General features: G+C 50.7%; 17 protein-coding genes, 2 tRNA genes and 1 pseudogene. 8 read left to right on the top strand and 12 right to left on the bottom strand.

Annotated features, from left to right (window positions below; translation table 11 throughout):
* Positions 1-47: 47 nt before the first annotated feature.
* The gene (drpB, locus tag GC128_RS10915) at positions 48-284 is read right to left on the bottom strand and encodes a cell division protein DrpB (RefSeq protein ID WP_151994523.1); all 237 of its coding nucleotides are present in this window, start codon (positions 282-284) and stop codon (positions 48-50) included.
* A gap of 814 nt (positions 285-1098) precedes the next feature.
* On the opposite strand from drpB, the gene mtfA reads away from it, so the two are divergent.
* From mtfA to GC128_RS10940, 5 genes are all read left to right on the top strand, one after another.
* Positions 1099-1896: a DgsA anti-repressor MtfA gene (gene mtfA / locus GC128_RS10920; protein WP_151994313.1), complete on the top strand. Its 798-nt coding sequence runs from the start codon at positions 1099-1101 to the stop codon at positions 1894-1896.
* 100 nt (positions 1897-1996) lie between these two features.
* Positions 1997-2072 (top strand) — tRNA-Asn (locus GC128_RS10925).
* 253 nt (positions 2073-2325) lie between these two features.
* Entirely contained in the window at positions 2326-3363 is a 1038-nt protein-coding gene (locus GC128_RS10930) for an extracellular solute-binding protein (RefSeq protein WP_151994314.1), read from the top strand.
* Positions 3347-5035 (top strand): ABC transporter permease, encoded by a 1689-nt coding sequence (locus GC128_RS10935; RefSeq protein ID WP_151994315.1) that lies wholly within the window; start codon positions 3347-3349, stop codon positions 5033-5035. Before GC128_RS10930 ends, GC128_RS10935 begins: the two co-directional genes overlap by 17 nt.
* A 10-nt stretch (positions 5036-5045) precedes the next feature.
* On the top strand, positions 5046-5747 hold the full coding sequence (locus GC128_RS10940) for an ABC transporter ATP-binding protein (RefSeq protein WP_151994316.1): 702 nt from the start codon (positions 5046-5048) through the stop codon (positions 5745-5747).
* A gap of 3 nt (positions 5748-5750) precedes the next feature.
* Here GC128_RS10940 and GC128_RS10945 read toward each other — a convergent pair whose 3' ends face one another.
* Positions 5751-6128 carry a DUF4440 domain-containing protein gene (locus tag GC128_RS10945; protein WP_151994317.1) on the bottom strand — a complete coding sequence of 126 codons (378 nt, stop codon included), beginning with the start codon at positions 6126-6128 and terminating at the stop codon, positions 5751-5753.
* Positions 6129-6252: 124 nt separating this feature from the next.
* On the opposite strand from GC128_RS10945, the pseudogene GC128_RS10950 reads away from it, so the two are divergent.
* Positions 6253-6608 (top strand): annotated as a pseudogene (locus tag GC128_RS10950) (LysR substrate-binding domain-containing protein); the annotation flags it as partial.
* Positions 6609-6667: 59 nt separating this feature from the next.
* On the opposite strand, the gene GC128_RS10955 reads toward GC128_RS10950, so the two are convergent.
* Genes GC128_RS10955 through GC128_RS10965 form a run of 3 tightly spaced genes read right to left on the bottom strand, consistent with a single transcriptional unit; the run spans position 6668 to position 8661 of the window.
* Complete coding sequence (locus GC128_RS10955; RefSeq protein WP_151994318.1) at positions 6668-6970, bottom strand: putative quinol monooxygenase; 303 nt, start codon at positions 6968-6970, stop codon at positions 6668-6670.
* 2 nt (positions 6971-6972) lie between these two features.
* On the bottom strand, positions 6973-7626 hold the full coding sequence (nfsB, locus tag GC128_RS10960) for an oxygen-insensitive NAD(P)H nitroreductase (RefSeq protein ID WP_151994319.1): 654 nt from the start codon (positions 7624-7626) through the stop codon (positions 6973-6975).
* 27 nt (positions 7627-7653) lie between these two features.
* Positions 7654-8661 (bottom strand): zinc-binding alcohol dehydrogenase family protein, encoded by a 1008-nt coding sequence (locus GC128_RS10965; protein ID WP_151994320.1) that lies wholly within the window; start codon positions 8659-8661, stop codon positions 7654-7656.
* 110 nt (positions 8662-8771) lie between these two features.
* Between GC128_RS10965 and GC128_RS10970 the strand changes: the two genes are divergently transcribed.
* Positions 8772-9683 (top strand): LysR family transcriptional regulator, encoded by a 912-nt coding sequence (locus GC128_RS10970; RefSeq protein ID WP_151994321.1) that lies wholly within the window; start codon positions 8772-8774, stop codon positions 9681-9683.
* A gap of 39 nt (positions 9684-9722) precedes the next feature.
* Here GC128_RS10970 and GC128_RS10975 read toward each other — a convergent pair whose 3' ends face one another.
* From GC128_RS10975 to GC128_RS11005, 7 genes are all read right to left on the bottom strand, one after another.
* Positions 9723-11240, bottom strand: coding sequence for an AbgT family transporter (locus GC128_RS10975; RefSeq protein WP_134185539.1), 1518 nt, complete (start codon positions 11238-11240; stop codon positions 9723-9725).
* A gap of 249 nt (positions 11241-11489) precedes the next feature.
* Positions 11490-12932 (bottom strand): EmmdR/YeeO family multidrug/toxin efflux MATE transporter, encoded by a 1443-nt coding sequence (locus GC128_RS10980; protein WP_151994322.1) that lies wholly within the window; start codon positions 12930-12932, stop codon positions 11490-11492.
* Positions 12933-13140: 208 nt separating this feature from the next.
* On the bottom strand, positions 13141-13872 hold the full coding sequence (locus GC128_RS10985) for an ABC transporter ATP-binding protein (RefSeq protein ID WP_151994323.1): 732 nt from the start codon (positions 13870-13872) through the stop codon (positions 13141-13143).
* The gene (locus GC128_RS10990) at positions 13869-14744 is read right to left on the bottom strand and encodes an ABC transporter ATP-binding protein (protein WP_151994324.1); all 876 of its coding nucleotides are present in this window, start codon (positions 14742-14744) and stop codon (positions 13869-13871) included. The genes GC128_RS10985 and GC128_RS10990 overlap by 4 nt, the downstream gene beginning before the upstream one ends.
* Complete coding sequence (livM, locus tag GC128_RS10995) at positions 14741-16033, bottom strand: high-affinity branched-chain amino acid ABC transporter permease LivM (protein WP_151994325.1); 1293 nt, start codon at positions 16031-16033, stop codon at positions 14741-14743. The genes GC128_RS10990 and livM overlap by 4 nt, the downstream gene beginning before the upstream one ends.
* Before the next feature lie 11 nt (positions 16034-16044).
* The gene (locus tag GC128_RS11000) at positions 16045-16959 is read right to left on the bottom strand and encodes an ABC transporter permease subunit (RefSeq protein ID WP_151994326.1); all 915 of its coding nucleotides are present in this window, start codon (positions 16957-16959) and stop codon (positions 16045-16047) included.
* A 141-nt stretch (positions 16960-17100) separates the two neighbouring features.
* Entirely contained in the window at positions 17101-18222 is a 1122-nt protein-coding gene (locus GC128_RS11005; protein WP_151994327.1) for a branched-chain amino acid ABC transporter substrate-binding protein, read from the bottom strand.
* Positions 18223-18749: 527 nt separating this feature from the next.
* Between GC128_RS11005 and GC128_RS11010 the strand changes: the two genes are divergently transcribed.
* A tRNA-Asn gene (locus GC128_RS11010) sits at positions 18750-18825 on the top strand.
* Positions 18826-19012 lie beyond the last annotated feature (187 nt).

The raw sequence follows: 19012 nt of genomic DNA on the forward strand, positions 1-19012 counted from the left end.
ATAAGCAAGTAAAGCGCTGACAACAGACCACATTGGCACGATTTTATTTACCTGGCCCGCGTATACCACGCCAAACCACCTAATAATGCGGCAACCGACCCCAGGACCAATAACCCCATTAAGGCGCCAAGCAACTTTCCACCGAGCGATCCCATATCGCCACCGGTAACGTTGCTGACAACCCAAAAGTAACGCACCACAGCCCAAACCGTGTACAGGCAAAATCCATAAAACAACCACAGCGCCAATTTTCCGCCCGGAGTACGAGTCGGTTTTTCGTCCATAACCTCTGACATATGTCCCTCAATTAATTAGCTGATGTATTGCGATAGGTGGAGCATCTCCATGGGTGTGATTTTTATCACATTTTCACTGTTTTTTAACAGCATGAAATAGCTGTTTTTAATCCGGATAATTCCTAAAATTGTAATATATCATGTCATTTCTCATCAAATTAACAACCCACAAACATCAGGTTATTTATTGCGCGATTTTATAAATATGTAATTTTAGACATTCGTTACTTAATATCCAGCCAGTTTTAGGGAAAAACATCAAAACAACTTCCACCCTAATTAAAACTCAGTAAAAACAACAACAAAAATCATGAATACATTCAAAAATATCAGTTCTTAGTTTATCCGGTTAAATTAGAATAGAAATATTAGACAAAAAGACATTTTGGATTATAAAAATGCTGGCAATAGATATCGATAATAATACTAATTAGACTTCGAATACCTGTGGGTTCCCTTGTTAACTGCTCAGACTATAGATGCATTCTGGCAACTAGCATAACCCCTACCCCAGGCTTTCTGGGTTTCTCTCCCCCGGAACGTGCGTTCATATTGCTGATACATATATTTCCACTACAAACATTGAGGATAGAAATAATTTTATAGCTTCCCGCGCAAGCTGTGACCCGCGTCGTTGAAAGAAAAATTGGTAAGTGTTTGAATAATGGTACAGAGATATAGGGTGCAACCCCTCTCTCGGCGGTCCTGTTCTGGTCGCTGCCATGTGCCCCACTAGTGCGGCATTTTCACAGTCACGGTATAGTAGTTTTCCGTTCAAGAGATGACTTTGCGAGCGAGTAACATGATTAAGTGGCCCTGGAAATCAAATGATTCATCCGCTGTCACGGTATTGCCGTGGGAGCAGGCTTTAGCCATTCCGGTCCTGGGAACGCTCACGACTGCTGAACAAAAAAAACTGGTCCTTCTGGCTGACCGTTTTTTACAGCAAAAACGGCTGGTTCCTTTGCAAGGATTCGAACTTGATGAACTAAAAAGCGCACGGATCGCGTTACTGTTTTGTTTGCCGGTGCTCGAGCTTGGTACCGAGTGGCTGGATGGTTTTCATGAAGTCCTCATCTACCCTGCCCCATTCGTGGTGGATGACGAATGGGAAGATGACATTGGCCTGGTGCATAACCAGCGCGTTGTGCAGTCTGGTCAAAGCTGGCAGCAAGGTCCCATCATTCTTAACTGGCTTGATGTGCAGGACTCATTTGACGCATCCGGCTTTAATCTCGTCTTCCACGAAGTGGCTCATAAACTGGATATGCGTAATGGCGATCGTGCCAGCGGCGTTCCGTTAATAGCGCTGCGCGATGTTGCGGGCTGGGAGCACGATCTCCAGGCGGCAATGGGTAACATCCAGGATGAAATTGATATGGTGGGTGAAAACGCCGCCAGTATTGATGCCTATGCGGCATCTGAACCGGCAGAATGTTTTGCCGTGCTCTCAGAGTATTTTTTCAGTGCCCCAGAGCTTTTCGCGCCTCGTTTCCCTTCACTTTATCAGCGTTTTTGCCAGTTTTATGGCCAGGACCCGTTATTACGGTTACGTGAGAGTGAAAACATCGAGTCATCCAATGGAAATGCGGTGCATTAATTCAACAAGTTGAGCTTAATTTAACCATTTGAATCAATGTGTTATTTTTGTCGTTGACTCTTTTTGAACGTGACGTTACTATTTGCCTCGTTCAAACGATTCCTCTGTAGTTCAGTCGGTAGAACGGCGGACTGTTAATCCGTATGTCACTGGTTCGAGTCCAGTCAGAGGAGCCAAATTTAAGAAGCCCGCTTAGGAAACTAAGCGGGCTTTTTGCTTTTCTGCGCAGCGCCATTCTCCCCACTCCCTGATTGCTTCTCCCCTGGTAAGCGTCAATTCACATCGCCGGTTAAAGTTGTGTAAATGTGAATCATTTAAACTTTGCGATGATTGTAACTGTTAGTGATTATCATTTATCGTTCGCCTGCCTAAAGGAAGTTTCACCTGTTCGGGACTCAAAGAAGTTCCAATCACTCTGGGATATAAACGATGAATGCTCTGCCTCGCACCGGACTGCGCCGTATCACGCTTGCATCGGCACTGGTCTTATCGGTAAGTCTGCCGGCTTTTGCGCAAGATACTCTGACTCTCTACACCACTCGTGAACCGGGCCTGATTCAGCCATTACTCGACAGCTGGACCCAATCCAGCGGTGTAAAAGTGAATACGGTTTACATCAAGGATGGCATGCTTGAACGTGTTAAAGCAGAAGGCAAAAATTCCCCCGCAGACCTATTAATGACCGTCGATGCGGGTAACCTCATGGATTTAGTTGAAGCAGGCGTGACACAGCCTGTGGAGTCGGAAGTGCTCAAAACAGCCATCCCGGCAAATTTACGTGGCGCAGACAACCAATGGTTTGCGCTGTCGATGCGTGCCCGTGTGCTCTACGCCGATAAATCTATGCCAATTGATAACTGGCACTACGAGCAACTTTCCAGCCCTGATTATAAAGGTAAAGTGTGTATTCGTTCCGGTCAGCACCCTTATAACACCGGACTTATTGCCGCCATGATTGCCCACCACGGCGAAGCGAAAACCGAAGAGTGGTTACGTGGCGTGAAAGCTAACCTGGCGCGTAAAGCCACCGGCGGGGATCGTGACGTAGCTCGCGATATCCTGGGCGGCATTTGCGATATTGGTCTTGCGAACTCCTACTACATTGGCCATATGAAAAATGCCAAAGAAGGCAGCGATGCGCGTAAATGGGGCGATGCCATTAAAGTCGTGAAACCAACCTTCGAACAAGGCGGCACGCACGTCAATATTAGTGGTGCAGCAGTCGCGAAGTTTGCACCAAATAAATCCGATGCGGTGAAACTGATGGAATATCTGGTTTCTGCACCAGCCCAACAAATCTACGCAAAAGCCAACTTTGAATACCCAGTACTCAAGGGCGTGACCCTTGATCCGGTTATCAGTGCAACCATCGGTGAAATTGACGTGGACAAAATCCCGTTAACCGAAATCGTGAAACATCGTAAACAAGCGAGCCTGCTGGTAGATAAAGTTGGATTCGATCAATAAATCACTTCGTCTTCCGACGTTACGCGGCCTGGTTTCCGGGCCGCAGTCATTATTGACGCCGCTCCATCTCGGCGCACTGTGTATCGCGCTTGGCGTACTGACACCTATCGTTGCGCTTATCTGGCAAGCCACTCAGGCGGATTTCTCGCACTGGGATAATCTCATTACTTTTGTGCTGCCAACGGTGCTCAAAAATACCGTGCTATTACTGGCGGGTGTTGCAGTAATGGTCGGCGTAATTGGTGTGGGTAGCGCATGGGCAGTAACAGCCTGGGATTTTCCGGGACGCAAAATTCTCAGTTGGGCACTCCTGCTGCCGCTGGCGATGCCGACTTACATAGTGGCCTTCGCGTGGCTCGATTTATTGCACCCCATCGGCCCGCTGCAAACCTTCATCCGCTTTTTGCTAGGTTTCGATAGTCCAAGGCAATTCCGGTTACCTGATTTGCGCTCGCTGCCTGGCGCAATCATTCTGCTGGGTCTGGTGCTGTATCCTTATGTTTATCTGACGACCCGCGCCATGTTTATCAGCCAGCCCGCTCATTTGCTGGAAGCGGCACGCACACTGGGTTGCAGTGCCACGGGCACTTTCTTTCGCATTGTTCTCCCTATGGCACGCCCGGCATTAGCGGTGGGTATCAGCCTTGCGCTTCTCGAAACACTCAATGATATCGGCGCCTCAGAATTCCTTGGTGTGCAAACCTTAACCGTCACGGTCTACACCACCTGGATTTCGCGTTCTGACCTCGCCTCTGCTGCGCAAATCGCCTGCATGATGCTGATGTTTATCTTCTGCATCCTGACTCTTGAGTTTTATGGCCGCAAAAAACAAGGTTTCAGCAGTCGTAGCCTACGCAAAATTAAACCAACACGAATAGAGGGCTGGCGTGGGTGGCTGCTTGGCTCTGTCATCGCATTGCCTGTTATCCTGGGATTTTTGGCCCCGGTGATATTTTTAGCCTGGGAAAGCGCAAAACGGCTCGGCGAGGAAAATGCCCTCTCGCCTTCGTTACTCGCAGCACTACAAAATACGCTCTCACTGGCGGCGGGAACCACGCTGGTGGTGGTTTGCGTCAGCTTACTGGTTGCCTGGAGCGCACGTCACAGCGCCGCGGACAACGCGATGCCTGGTTTTCGCCGTGGCGTAATGCGCCTTTCATCATTAGGTTACGCGGTTCCTGGCACCATTCTGGCCATTGGTTTTCTGACACCTGCGATGGCAGTAGACCGCTGGCTGGCGGATTTAATGGACGTTCGCGGCTTGCCGCTGATGTCAGCCGGAGTTTTGCTCGTTATCTGCTGTGCTATGCGTTTTCAGGCGATCGCCATTGGCGCTTTAGACTCCGGTTTAAGCCGCATCCCCCCTTCCCTTGAACAAGCATCGCGCTTATTAGGGGAAAACGGTGTGGGAACATTTGTCCGGATTCATTTCCCGCTACTGCGCCCGGCGTTAGTCAGCAGTGCGTTATTAGTTTTTGCCGATGCGATGAAAGAACTGCCGACCACCCTGCTTTTACGTCCGGTTAACTTCGAAACACTGGCGACGTTGCTGTATGCAGAAGCCGCGCGCGGTACCTATGAAGAAGGGGCCATCGCCGCCTTGATGATTGTTCTCACGGGCACATTGCCGGTTATTTTGTTGGTTCGTCACCAGATGACTCGCCAGGGCTAAGGAAGAAGTTATGTCAGAAATTGCATTACGCCTACAGGATGTGCACGTTGCTTATGGCAACAGCCAGCAAACGGTATTGAAAGGCTTTTCGATGTCTGTGCGTAAAGGCGAACTCGCTTGCCTGCTCGGTGCTTCTGGCTGCGGCAAAACCACGGTTCTGCGTGCTGTGGCAGGGTTTGAACGTCTGCAACACGGTGAGATTTATGTTTCGCAGCGCCGAGTCGCCGGAGCGGGCGTGCATCTGCCGCCGGAAAAGCGCCACGTCGGCATGGTGTTTCAGGAATATGCGCTGTTCCCGCATCTGACGGCGCAGCAGAATGTGGCTTTTGGCCTGCGTCGCTTGCCGCGTGACGAGCAACAAATTCGTGTCACCGAACTGCTAAAAATGGTGGAATTACACAGCCATGCCAGCCGTTATCCTCATGAGCTTTCTGGTGGGCAACAACAGCGCATTGCACTGGCACGAGCGTTAGCACCGCACCCTGAAATTCTGCTGTTAGACGAACCGTTTTCGAGTCTGGATAAGAAAACGCGCCAACGCCTTGGGACGGAAGTTCGCGATATTTTGCGTGACGCCGGGCAAACAGCATTGCTGGTGACGCACAGCGAACACGAAGCCCAGCTTATGGCCGATCATATTGGTTATGTACAACAAGGTGAGTATTGCGCGAGTCAGCATTCTCGCGCGCCACAAACGGAAGGTTTAATTTAACGCTTAAACCGCTGCGGTTTCGTGCAAGCGTAACCAGAGCAGATCAGAATCCGTCTTACTAAATGCGACGGTCGAGTAGCGCAGAGTTTTCTCTTGCCCAGGTAAACTTTGCCACTCGCTATAACTGACCACCGCACCGGCAGGCCACTCGGCAATAACCGTTATCTCTTCCAGTGAAATTTTCAACCCTGGTTTTGCAGCTCGCTGGGCCTGAAAGAATGCACTCAATGAGTCAAAATTCAATGTCTTGCCACCGGGCGTGACCATGGTAAATTCCGGCGAAAATCGAGCCAGCAAAGCCTGCACGTCCCCTTCTCCTTTGCCAAGCCAGTTTTCGATTGCCACGTGAGCCTCTATCACTTCCTGAATATAGCGATTCATCTTCTCTCCTTTTGAGCCTTGAGTTGACGCAAGATAGCGCCGTTAGCGATGCGCAGACAAAGCAGCGCAGGAATTAATGTGCTGACTGCCGCCAGATAAAAACACCATTGATAAGCCGTTGCGGGCGCAGGCCACATGGCTAGCACACAGCCGCCTGGCTTCGCCCCTTAGCTGGCAAGTCACCACCCCAGAACAGCAGGCGATATCATTCGATGTGGAAGAACCGCCCAGTATCGTTGCAGATAGCGCATCCGCGCTGCTGGCCTTTGCCCTTGCAGGTGCAGGTGCAGGTGTCGCACTCTTACCCGAGTGGCTGGTACCCCGGCTATCGCCTCGGGTCAGTTACAGGCGGTGCTGAGTCACCACCAGTTTCCTCGCCAGAGCATCTATGCGCTTTACCCCAACACTCGCCATGTTCCTGAGAAAGTACGCGTGTTTATTGATTTCTTTCAGGCGTGGGTAGCTCGCACAAAAAACTAGAAAAAAGGCCTCCACAGATACTGTGGCGGCCTCAATTTTGTCGCTCAAAATAGCAGGGTTTATGGCTCAACCGCATTCAAACGAATAAGCTGTAATGGCTCAGCCAGCAGCGCATCCATCTGCTTAATAAACGCCTGGAAATGCGGTAATGCGATGTGTACATCCAGCGCTTCCTGCCCTTTCCATGACTCGCGCATGTAAAACGTGTCCGGCGAATCCTGGAGCTGGAACAACGCATAATCCAGGCAACCTCCTTCCTGGCGCGTCGGTGCAATCAGCGCCTGTAATGCAGATTTCAGGTTATCTTGTTGCCCTTCTTTTGCCTTCAGTACAGCAATGATCGACAGTGTGTTACCACTCATATTTAGCATTCCGTTAAAATTTCGCTGAACTCAAGGCGCGATTTTGGCAACGCCGCGTTGAAGTCTTCCGCGCTGCGATAACCAATTGGCACGATAACCAGGCTGGTGAAACCTTTCTCACGCAGGCCGAACTCTTCGTCCAGAATACGGGCGTCAAAACCTTCGATTGGCACCGCATCAATGTTCAGAGTGGAAACACCCAGCAAGAAGTTGCCAACATTGAGATAAACCTGTTTTTCCATCCAGTGCTGTGCATCTTTGTAATCAAAGCGGTGCATATTCACAAAATAAGAACGACCTTTGTGCTGCCCTTCCATCGCCTGCTGGCTGGCAAAACGTCCATCGGCATTCTCCTGGTCCAACAGTTTTGACAGGTGAGTCTCATCAATTGCCGTTTTGGCGCAGAACACCACAACGTGCGAGGCATCAAGCACTTTGCGTTCGTTAAAAACGTAGAAGCCTGATGTCGCTTTCGCGATGCGCGCTTTCGCTTCGTCAGTGCTCGCCAGAATAAAATGCCACGGCTGCGAGTTGGTGCTGGACGGGCTGAGGCGCAGTAAATCCTTCACTTTCTCAATGTTTTCTTCGCTAATTTTTTTAGCGGGTTCGAATGCTTTGGTGGAATAACGTGATGCTGCTGAATGAATAATGTCCATGATATTTTCTCTATGATTTTTATGTAATTAGAAGCCTTCGAGGACGATTTTACCGACCGCGCGGTTGGTTTCAATTAATTCATGGGCGCGGCGCAAGTTAGCGGCGTTAATGGTGCCGAAATGTTCGCCGAGTGTCGTTTTCAGTACGCCCTGGTCAATCAAATCTGCCACGCGAGTTAACAGACGGTTTTGCTCAATCATGTCGCTGGTTTCAAACATGGAACGGGTGAACATAAATTCCCAATGCAGGGAGATACTTTTCACTTTTAGCGGGCGTGCATCCAGGGTTTCCGGGTCATCAATCAGCGCCAGTTTCCCCTGAGGTGCCAGTACTTCAATCAGTTGCTGGTAGTGTTTGTCGGTCTGGTTGAGGCTTGCAACATGGGTAACATTTTTCACGCCAATGCGCGCCATTTCTTCGGTCAAAGGCTTGCTATGGTCAATAACATAATGCGCCCCTAAATCCGCCACCCATTGCTGGCTTTGCGGTCGTGATGCGGTACCGATCACGGTGATGTTGGTGAGTTTACGCGCCAGTTGCGTCAGGATAGAACCCACGCCGCCCGCAGCACCGACAATCAGCAGTACATCATTATCGCTACCACCCTCTTTCACGCCGAGGCGGTCAAACAACATTTCCCATGCGGTGATTGCCGTTAAAGGCATTGCCGCGGCGGATGCGTTATCGATAGATTTTGGTTTCAGTGCGGCAATGCGCTCGTCCACCAACTGGAATTCACTGTTGCTGCCTGGGCGAGTAAGCGAACCGGCGTACCACACTTCGTCACCAGCCTTAAACAGCGAAACATTTTCACCCGTCGCCACAACCACGCCGACCGCATCCCAACCCAATACACGCGGCTGCTCCGCTTTAAAGCCTGCTCGTACTTTGGTATCGACCGGGTTAACGGAAATTGCTTTTACTTCTACCAACAAATCGTGCCCTGAAGCGACCGGTGTAGGGAGAGTAATCTCACTAAGAGATTCCAGATTGGTGCCATTTTGTGCAGCTTGAGTAATCGCGATAGCTTTCATGGTTGCTCCAGAGATTAAAGGGTTCATCGAGTGAATGAACTCATGGTACAAGGTGTGCTGCTGGCGAAAAACAGCCCTTAGAAAACAACACTTATACTCGGAGAGTTAAAATGCTCAGGCTGGAAGACCTTACTTTGTTTGTCAGAGCCGCCGCCTTAAACAGTTTTAGTGATACCGCGCGTGAAGCGGGATTGCAGCCTGCACAGGTCAGCACTGCCATCAAACGCCTCGAGCAAACGCTGAATACTCGTTTATTTGCCCGCTCTACGCGCAGCCTGCGGTTGACACCAGAAGGTGAAGCCTGGCTGCCATATGCTGTTACTGCACTACAAACTCTTGAAGCCGGATTTGAACAAATTCAGCCTGCAACCGATGAAGTCCGTGGCGTACTGCAAATCGCCGTGCCGTCAGATTTAGGGCGAAATATGCTTTTAACGGTATTTCAGGCGTTTCGTCGCGAGCACCCGGCGTTGCATTTGAAAATTTTGTTCTCCGACCAGATTGCCGATGTATTCAAAGATCCGGTGGATGTCGCGTTCCGCTATGGCAATAACGATGACGCTTCGTATGTGGCGCTGCCGCTGGCCCCCAATAATCGGCGCGTTATCGTCGCTTCTCCCTCTTATATTGCACGTTGCGGAGAGCCGAAAACCATCAGCGAACTGGTGCAACATGACGCGCTAACCTACGCGCTTCGTGGCCGGGTCTATGACAAATGGACGTTAACTTTAGATGGCGATACACATCATGTGGCGGTGAAAAGTGCCATTGTGAGTGATGATGCGGAAGTGATCCGCCGTTTAGCCATAGCGGGGGAAGGAGTTGCCTATAAATCCTGGCTGGATGTCAGCGAAGATGTGAACGAAGGCCGACTGAAGATAATCATGCCGCAATATCAGGGTGATAGCGTGCCGCTGAATATGATTTGCCCGCATCGCAAGCAGCTTTCCACCACGGTGCGGTTGCTGCATGAAGCGGTGAAACAGCGTTGCGATGTGCTGCAAAACCTTTTCCCGCATTAAAGCAAAACCGGCCACTGTTGCGGCCGGTTTGTAAAACACTTACTGAATCGGATAGGTATACGGCGCATTCACGCCCAGTGGCAGACCCACTGCCCACCACACCAGCAAGAAGATGCTCCAGCAGATGAAGAAGATAACCGAGTAAGGCATCATCATCGACACCAGCGTGCCCACGCCAGTGGACTTCACGTAGCGCTGGCAATACACCACAACCAGCGGGAAGAAGACCATCAGCGGAGTAATAATGTTGGTGGTGGAGTCACCGATACGGAACGCCGCCTGCGTCAGTTCCGGGGAAATCCCCACCGCCATCAGCATTGGCACCATAATTGGCGACAACAGCGCCCACTTCGCCGACGCCGAACCAATCAGAATGTTTACCACCGCGGTGAGCAGAATCATGCCGATAATAGTCGCTTCGCCCGGCAGCGCCATGGTTTTCAGCACGTCCGCACCAGCCAGCGCAATCAGCGTACCAATATTGGAATCGCCAAACGCTTTGATAAACATGGCGCAGAAGAAAGCCATCACCATGTATGAACCCATTTTGCTCATGGATTGGTTCATCGCGTCGATGACATCTTTGCCGCGGCTAAAGGTGCCAGCCACAAAGCCGTAGACAATACCAGGGATGATAAAGATCAGGAAAATCAATGGCACTATGGATTTCATGATTGGCGCACCATAACTGGTGAGTGAGCCATCAGTTGGGCTACGAAGCAGCGAAGTTTCAGGCCATGCCAGCGCCGCAAGACCCGCCAACCCCAGAACCATCACCAGCCCCGCCACTTTAAAGCCACGGCTTTCCGCAGCGGTGTAGCTGCTCATATCTTCGTTATGTTGATAATCGCCGTCGATCTCTAGTTTCGACACGCGTGGCTCAACAATACGTTCAGTCACCCACCAGCCAACCAGGGTAATCATCACTGTCGAACCGATACCGAAGAACAGGTTACACAAGGTGTTGACGGTATAGGTCCCGTCCAGCAACTGCGCGGCAGTTTGGGTAAAACCTTGCAGCAATGCATCGTTACCGGTTGGCACCATGTTGGCCGCAAACCCGCCAGAAACCCCGGCAAACGCCGCCGCAATACCCGCCAACGGGTGGCGTCCAGCAGACATAAAGATAATTGCGCCCAATGGAATAACCAGCACATAGCCTGCATCGGCTGCTACGTGGCTGAACATTGCGACGAAAATAATCATTGGCGTAAGCAGTTTTTTCGGCGTCACTCGCAGCATCTTTTTCAGGCCGGTATTAATAAAGCCTGAGCTTTCTGCCACACCCACACCTAACATCGCTACCAACACGATCCCCAGCGGGGCAAAGGTGGTAAACGTGGTCACCATTGAGGAAAGGGTGACAGTTAACGCCTGTGCCGAAAGCAGGTTATTAATTCTGACTGCTTCATTGGTCACAGGGTTGACGACATCAAAATCAACGGTGGAAAGCACCGCTGACATCGCCATCACGACCAGTAAAAAATAGAAAAAGATTAATGCGGGTTCGGGTAATTTATTTCCTGCTTTCTCAACAGCGTTGAGAAATCCTGTCATTAGACGACCTTCCGTGTTCCTTGTCGTTGTGCTCATCACTACCTCGTCTTCCTGTTATATTCACCAAAGTCATTGCTTGCGGCAATTAATAACATTTTAGAATATTTCACTGCTAGTAACTTTACGTTACTAGTCAAAACGAGACATGGCATGGTGATGAATATCATGGTTTTAAACGAAAATTGCCCCGTGAGTTCAATAAATACACGGGGCAATGAAGATAGCGTTCAAAAGCTTCCAGTAGGAGCTTTATTCTGTTTGTGAAATCGGTTCTCTTTTAAGACGCGGATATTTCTTCAGCCAGCGCCCACTGACCATTCGCCAGTAGAACAACACACCGCGCACCGTCCAGTCGAAGAACATCCCCATCCAGACACCGACTACGCCCATTTCCAGCACAATCCCTAATGTGTAGCCCGCAACTACGCGGCAGCCCCACATACTCGCCATGGAAACCCACATGGCAAAACGGGCATCGCGCGCGCCTTTCAGCCCGGCAGGCAATACCCAGGACGCCGCCCAAATCGGCATAAACGCGGCGTTCAGCCAAATCAGTATTTTGACGACTTCTTTTACATCATCTTCATGGGTATAGAACGAGGCCATCAATCCGGCGAAAGGCGCGGTTCCCCAGGCGATAATCGTCAGGCCAAGAGTGGATAGCCAGAACACATGGCGCAGCTGCCGTTCGGCCTGGCCAATTTGCCCTTTCCCAAGCCGCTTGCCGACGATAATAGTCGAAGCCGAACCCAGAGCATTACCGGGCAAGTTAATTAATGCAGCAATGGAGAACGCGATAAAGTTACCGGCAATCACGTTGGTGCCCATCCCGGCGACAAACATTTGCGTGAGTAATTTCCCGGCATTAAACAACACAGACTCAATGCTGGCCGGAATACCAATCCCCAGCACTTCCCACAAAATGCCGACTTTGAGCGGACGGAAATAGCTTTTTAGCGAGATACGCAAAGAAGGAGCAAAGCCAATCACCAGCACATAAACGAAACCGATAGCGCCGATATAACGTGAAATTGTTAAGCCCAGTCCAGCACCAAAAAAGCCGAGCCCGTTCCAGCCCAGCGCGCCGTAAATCAAGACGCTACTGATGATAATGTTTAGGATGTTCATCCCGCCGTTAATCAGCAATGGGATTTTGGTATTCCCTGCCCCCCGTAACGCACCGCTGCTGATAAGCGCAATCGCCGCTGCCGGGTAGCTCCATACAGTGGTTTGCAGATACGAGAGTGCCAATGCTTTCACTTCAGGTGTGGCAGCCCCAGCAATAACGTTAACGACATGCTCACCTGCCAGGTGAATGCCAGCCGCCAGGAAAATCGCAATAATTGTCATTAATATCAATGACTGTCGTGCGGCATCTCGCGCACGTTTAGGGTCGCGTTTACCGAGGCTAAATGCCACCACAACTGTAGTACCGAGATCCACAGCCGCAAAAAATGCCATGATCACCATGTTGAAGCTATCGGCAAGCCCGACGCCTGCCATCGCTTCCTTTCCTAGCCAACTCACAAGGAAGGTGCTCAGGACTCCCATCAGTAATACGCAGGTATTTTCCAGAAAGATAGGCACCGCAAGGGGTGTAATTTCGCGCCAGAACAGGACTCGGTTGCTTTTCCGTTTGGCGTACCAGCGAGTTTTTTCCACACGCTGATGAAGTGCTGCTTTTAAGTTCAAGATTGACCTTGGAGGAGGAAGTGAAACCACATTTCAAATAATGATTTACAAATCGTTATCCTGCAAAGAGTTTTTTGTATAAAACCAGGTTCATCATCCTATCCCCTAAATAATTGGAGTTGCATTAAGACGGCAAACTCAGGAATCCCCAGGAGCTTACATGAGTAAGTGACTGGGGTGAGTGAGTGCAGCCAACGCCGAGGCAGCTTCAAGTATGACGGGGATAGTCGCCACCCAAGTACGCCTTGCGCACTTCCTCATTCCCCAGCAACTCCTCGCCGCTGCCACTAAGTCGGATCTGCCCATTTGCCATCACATATCCGCGGTCGGAAAGTTTCAGCGCGTGGTGTGCGTTTTGCTCGACTAAAAAAATCGTCATACCGTTACGCGCCAGTTCGCGCAGCGTCTGGAAGATTTGTTTCACGACGATTGGTGCTAAACCCAGACTCGGTTCATCCAGCAGCAATAGTTTCGGGCGGCTCATCAGCGCACGCGCAATCGCCAGCATTTGCTGCTCGCCTCCGGACATCGTCATCGCCCGCTGTTTGCGGCGTTCTTTTAAACGCGGGAATAGATCAAACATGGTTTGCAAATCCTGCGCGGCAAACTGGTTGCCGATGGGAATGGTACCCATCAGCAGGTTTTCTTCGACCGTCATATCCGGGAATATTCGCCGCCCTTCAGGAGCCTGTGCGATTCCGCCTGACGCCACAAAGTGCGTCGATTTATGGCTGATATCTTCACCATGAAACAGGATTTGCCCGCCACGAATGCGCGGCTGGCCGAAAATAGACATTAACAGCGTTGATTTCCCGGCCCCGTTAGCCCCAATCAATGCCACGGTTTCCCCTTCGTTGACCTGCAAAGAAACCTGTTTTAGCGCCTGAATCGCGCCATAAAAAACATCCACATTTCTAAACTCCAGCATCGCCTCACTCATACACTGACCTCGTCTTCGTCGGTGCCCAGATAGGCGGCTATCACTTTTTCATCGTGTTGGATTTGTTCAGGTTTTCCCTCGGCAATTACATCGCCGTGGTCGAGCACGATAATGTGATCGGAAATCTCCATCACCATGCCCATATCATGTTCAATCAGTAACACCGTGATGTTGTGATGGTCGCGCAGGAAGCGAATAATTTTACTCAGCGTGCGCGTTTCCACCGGGTTCAGTCCCGCCGCCGGTTCATCCAGGCAGATCATTTCCGGCGCGGTACACATGGCGCGGGCGATTTCTAATCTGCGCTGCTGCCCGTAAGACATCTCCCCCGCCAGGCGGTTGGCGCAGTCCACCAGTTCCACCACTTCGAGCCAGTAAAATGCCCTGTCCAGCGCACGGCTTTCCGCTCGCCGATAGGCTGGCGTATTCAGTACGCCCGCCAGCAAATTACGATTCACCTGCATGTGCTGCGCCACCAGCAGGTTTTCCACCACCGACATTTCGCGAAATAAGCGGATATTCTGAAAGGTTCGCGCAAGCCCGGCGCGGTTCACCAGATGGGTGCCGCCAAACATTTTGTAGAAAATACGCGAACCGAGCTGGGCCGGACTAATCCAGTCGCCAGGCTGGAATTTCTGCCCCAGAATCTGAATCACATTGGTAGTTTTATCACGCGTGTTAAACAAAATATTGCCAGCGGAGGCTTTATAAAAACCAGTCAGGCAGTTAAACACCGTGGTTTTGCCAGCTCCATTAGGGCCAATCAGCGCGGTAATCGACCCACGGCGCACCTCAAGATTTACATCGTTGAGCGCTTTAATGCCGCCAAAGTGCATCATCAAATGTTCAACACTTAATATCATCTCGCTCATGGTGCCACTCCTTTGCGCACCGCAAAGCCGCTGCGGTTGATGCGAATCAGCCCGCGTGGCCGCCAAATCATCATTACCACCATCAACATGCCAAACAGCAGCACGCGATATTCGGCAAAACTGCGCAGTAGTTCGGGCGTCACCGTCAACACAAACGCCGCCAGCACTACGCCAACCGTTGAGCCCATACCACCCAACACCACAATGGCGAGGATTAACGCTGATTCAAAGAAGGTGAATGATGTCGGGTTAACAAAACCTTGGTAGGTCGCGAAAAATACACCAGCAATACCCGCCGTTGAAGCGCCCAGCGTAAAGGCTGAGAGCTTCACCAGCACATGGTTGAGCCCCATGGATCGGCAAGCAATTTCATCTTCGCGCAACGCCTCCCAGGCACGGCCAATCGGCATACGCGTCAGGCGGTGTTTGACGTAAAGCACCAGCAAAACCACCAACACCAGAATGGCGTAGATAAAAATAAACTTCAGATTGGGGTTATAGGTGAGATGGAAGAACTCATGGAAAGGCACGCCATCTTCTTCTTTGGCGCGCCGCCCAAATTCAAGGCCAAACAGCGTCGGAGGCGGAGCAGAGATCCCGTTAGGGCCGCCGGTAAACGTCAGCCAGTTATTCAGCACCAGGCGGATGATTTCCCCAAAGCCTAGTGTCACGATCGCCAGGTAATCGCCGTGCATGCGCAAAACCGGGAAACCGAGTAAAGCCCCTGCTGCTGCCGCCATCAGCGCCGAAAGTGGCAACATCGACCAGAACCCGAGTCCGAGATACTGGTAACCCAGCGCCAGTCCATACGCACCAATGGCGTAGAATGCGACGTAACCCAAGTCCAGCAAGCCTGCGAGCCCAACGACAATATTTAACCCAAGGCCAAGCAGAACATAAATTAGCCCGAGAATCGCCACCGTTAGCACGTATTTGGTCGCCACAAATGGGAAGCAAATCGCCAGGGCGATCACCAGTGGAATAATCCAGCGCATACGGCTTTTATATTCTGGCGGGCGCACATACACGCCTGCGTTATCCGTTTCAAAGCGGCTTAAAAAACGCATTCCGGTCGAGGTGGTAAAAAAAGCACTCAACAAAAAGCGCCCGACCATCACCACAGCGATTATCGCCACCAACCGTTGGCCTTCGAAGTTAAAACTGTAACCATCGAGCACCACGCCGACTATCGGGCCAAAAACAATTAACGCCACCAGCCCTGCAAAAATCGCATCCAGCACGCAGCGTTTGAGGGAGAAGCCTTCATGCAAAGCCGTTTCAGATGTCATGTTTTGCTCCCTCACACTTTGGCAACGATAGGTCGGCCAAGCAGCCCCTGAGGACGGAAAATGAGGATCACCACCAGTAATCCAAACGAGAACACATCTTTGTAATCAGAATTCACCATGCCGGAGAACTGCGCCTCGGCAATGCCAAGAATCAGCCCGCCAAGCATTGCGCCGGGTAAGGAACCAATCCCGCCCAGTACCGCCGCCGTGAAGGCTTTAATGCCAATAATAAAACCGGCGTAAAAATCGAAAGTGCCGTAGTTCATGGTGATCAGTACCCCGGCAAGCCCGGCCATCGAGGCGCCAATCACAAACACAATGGAGATAATGCGGTCGGTGTTAATCCCCAGAATTGAAGCCATTTTGCGATCCTGCTGTACAGCCCGGCACATGCGCCCCAGCTTGGTATTACCGATAATCCAGGTCAGCAGCAACATGCCAGCAAACGAAGCAATCAAAATGAATACTTTGGTGTAGGTGATTTGCACAAATCCTTCACCAATATGAAAACGGAACACGCCATCAAGCATGGTTGGAATGCCCTGTTGGCGCGGCCCCTGGCTGATTTGTGCGTAGTTTTGCAGGATTAACGACATGCCGATTGCGGAAATCAGCGGTGCTAAACGGGTAGAGTTGCGCAGCGGTTTATAAGCGATGCGCTCGATGGTCCAGCCGTACACGCCCGTCACCACTATGGTGAACACCAGCGTGCCGAGAATGAGTAAAGGAAACGACTGCAAACCAAAGAACGAAAGCAGCGCAAGCCCTATGGCGCACAGATAAGCGGAGATCATATACACTTCGCCGTGTGCGAAGTTAATCATGCCAATAATGCCGTAAACCATGGTGTAGCCAATAGCTATCAACCCGTAGACGGAACCTAGCGTTACGCCATTGATCAATTGTTGCAGGAAGAATGCGTCCATAGGCAGGCAATCTCTTTTAGCGCGGCGGACAAGCTTGTTTTGTAGGTCGGGTAAGCGCAGCGTCACCCGACACTTTCACCAGCAATGAAAGGCGAAAATGGTGGATGACGCTACCGCTTATCCCCCCTACAAATCCCGATATTATTGGACTTCTTTATATTTTCCTTTGTCATCCCACTGGTAGACGACATAGTCGGAGACTTTCAGGTCGCCTTTATCATCCCAGGCTTTTTTACCCATCACGGTATCCACCGGGTTTGCTTTCAGCCAGGCGCTGGCTTTGGCTGAATCTGTACCGCCAGTGGCTTTAAATGCCGCAGCAATGGCCTGAACAGAAGCGTAGGAATAGAGGGTGTAACCTTCAGGTTCAAATTTGCTGGCGCGGAATTTGTCGATTACCGCTTTGCCATCAGGGATCAAGCGAGGATCTTTACCAAAGGTCATGTAAATGCCGTTGGTATATTGCGGGCCGCCTGCCGCAGTCACCATCTCTTCGTTCACGATGCAGTCGCCGGAGAAGAATTTAGCCTGCACGCCCTGCTCACGCATCTGGCGTACAAGTGGCCCCGCTTCCGGGTGGCAACCGCCGAAGAACACCACGTCTGGTTTTTGCGCACCGATTTTGGTGACCAGCGCATTGAAGTCTTTTTCACCGCGCGACAAGCCTTCGTACATCACATCATTGACGCCACGTTTCGCGAGTGCCGCTTTGGTAGCATCTGCAAGTCCCTGCCCGTAGGTGTCTTTATCGTGAATGATCACCACTCGTTTGGCTTTGAGCTTATCAATGATGAAATCGCTGGCCACCTTCCCTTGCTGGTCATCACGCCCGCACATGCGGAACATATCGTTCATCTTACGCTCGGTGATGAGCGGGTTGGTCGATCCGGGAGTGATGGCGAGAATGCCCGCATCGTTGTAAACCTCCGAGGCAGGCATAGTAGATGAAGAACAGAAATGGCCGACCACAGCCTTTACTTTGTCCTGGTCAACCAAACGGTTAGCGACGGAAACCGCCTGTTTTGGCTCACAGGCGTCATCGCCCTGCACCAGTTTGATTTTTTCGCCGTTAATCCCACCGGCAGCGTTAATATCTTCGGCGGCCTGAGTCGCGCCATGCCAGTACTGATCGCCATATGTCGCGTTCGGCCCGGTAAACGGTCCTGCGACACCAATGACAATATCGGCATGGGCGGAAAACGCCGTTACCAGACAACCAGCCAACACCAGAGAAAGAGGACTTCTGATCAATTTCAGCGACATTTGTATGTTCCTTAGCAAATCAGCAAAGAGGTTTATGCAAAACGGTGTAAGAGCCATTTCAAAAGCAAAAACGCGAACAAAATGCACTATCCAGTCAATTTCCTGTGGTTACAGCGAGGTTTCCTTACGGGGTTTCCTTACGATTTTCACAGCCTTGAACATTAAGCAAAATGGTTGCCAGATTTGGCCACCCGGTGCCTGGATTCAAACTTATTTGAGTATAGAGCGCCGTTTAATGCGCTCCGGTACAACGCAATGAATTTACAGCGGGGATCACATCTGCTTAACAATAAAGCTGTGGTGTTCAAGATTTATGCGTCTTTGCACCAACATAGTCCATAGATAAACAATGGTTAATATTGAGCGAAGGAATGGGCCGGAGGGTGATTTACATTTATTGATTACAGATAAGACAAATTCGCCTTAATACTCAACATGTTGACTATAAAAAGAGCAAACAAAAAACTTTTTCGCGAACCCTTTGACATGCCCCTCCCGAATCGCTAATATGCGCCCCGTTAACCGATTCCTCTGTAGTTCAGTCGGTAGAACGGCGGACTGTTAATCCGTATGTCACTGGTTCGAGTCCAGTCAGAGGAGCCAAATTCGAGAGCCCGCTTAAGGAAACTTAAGCGGGCTTTTTTGTTTTTGTGGGTTTTGATAATTCTCTCGCAGCACTAACGGGCACATCCTGATGTACGGGTGTGCCAGGCTGACTGTGTTTTAAAAGACACCAAATTCGTTGTTAGAAAATCATCAAGGGCTTAGCCATAAACCTGGTGGTTGTGTT

The organism is Buttiauxella massiliensis (assembly GCF_902500225.1).
In the GTDB taxonomy this organism is placed as follows: Bacteria; Pseudomonadota; Gammaproteobacteria; order Enterobacterales; family Enterobacteriaceae; genus Buttiauxella; species Buttiauxella massiliensis.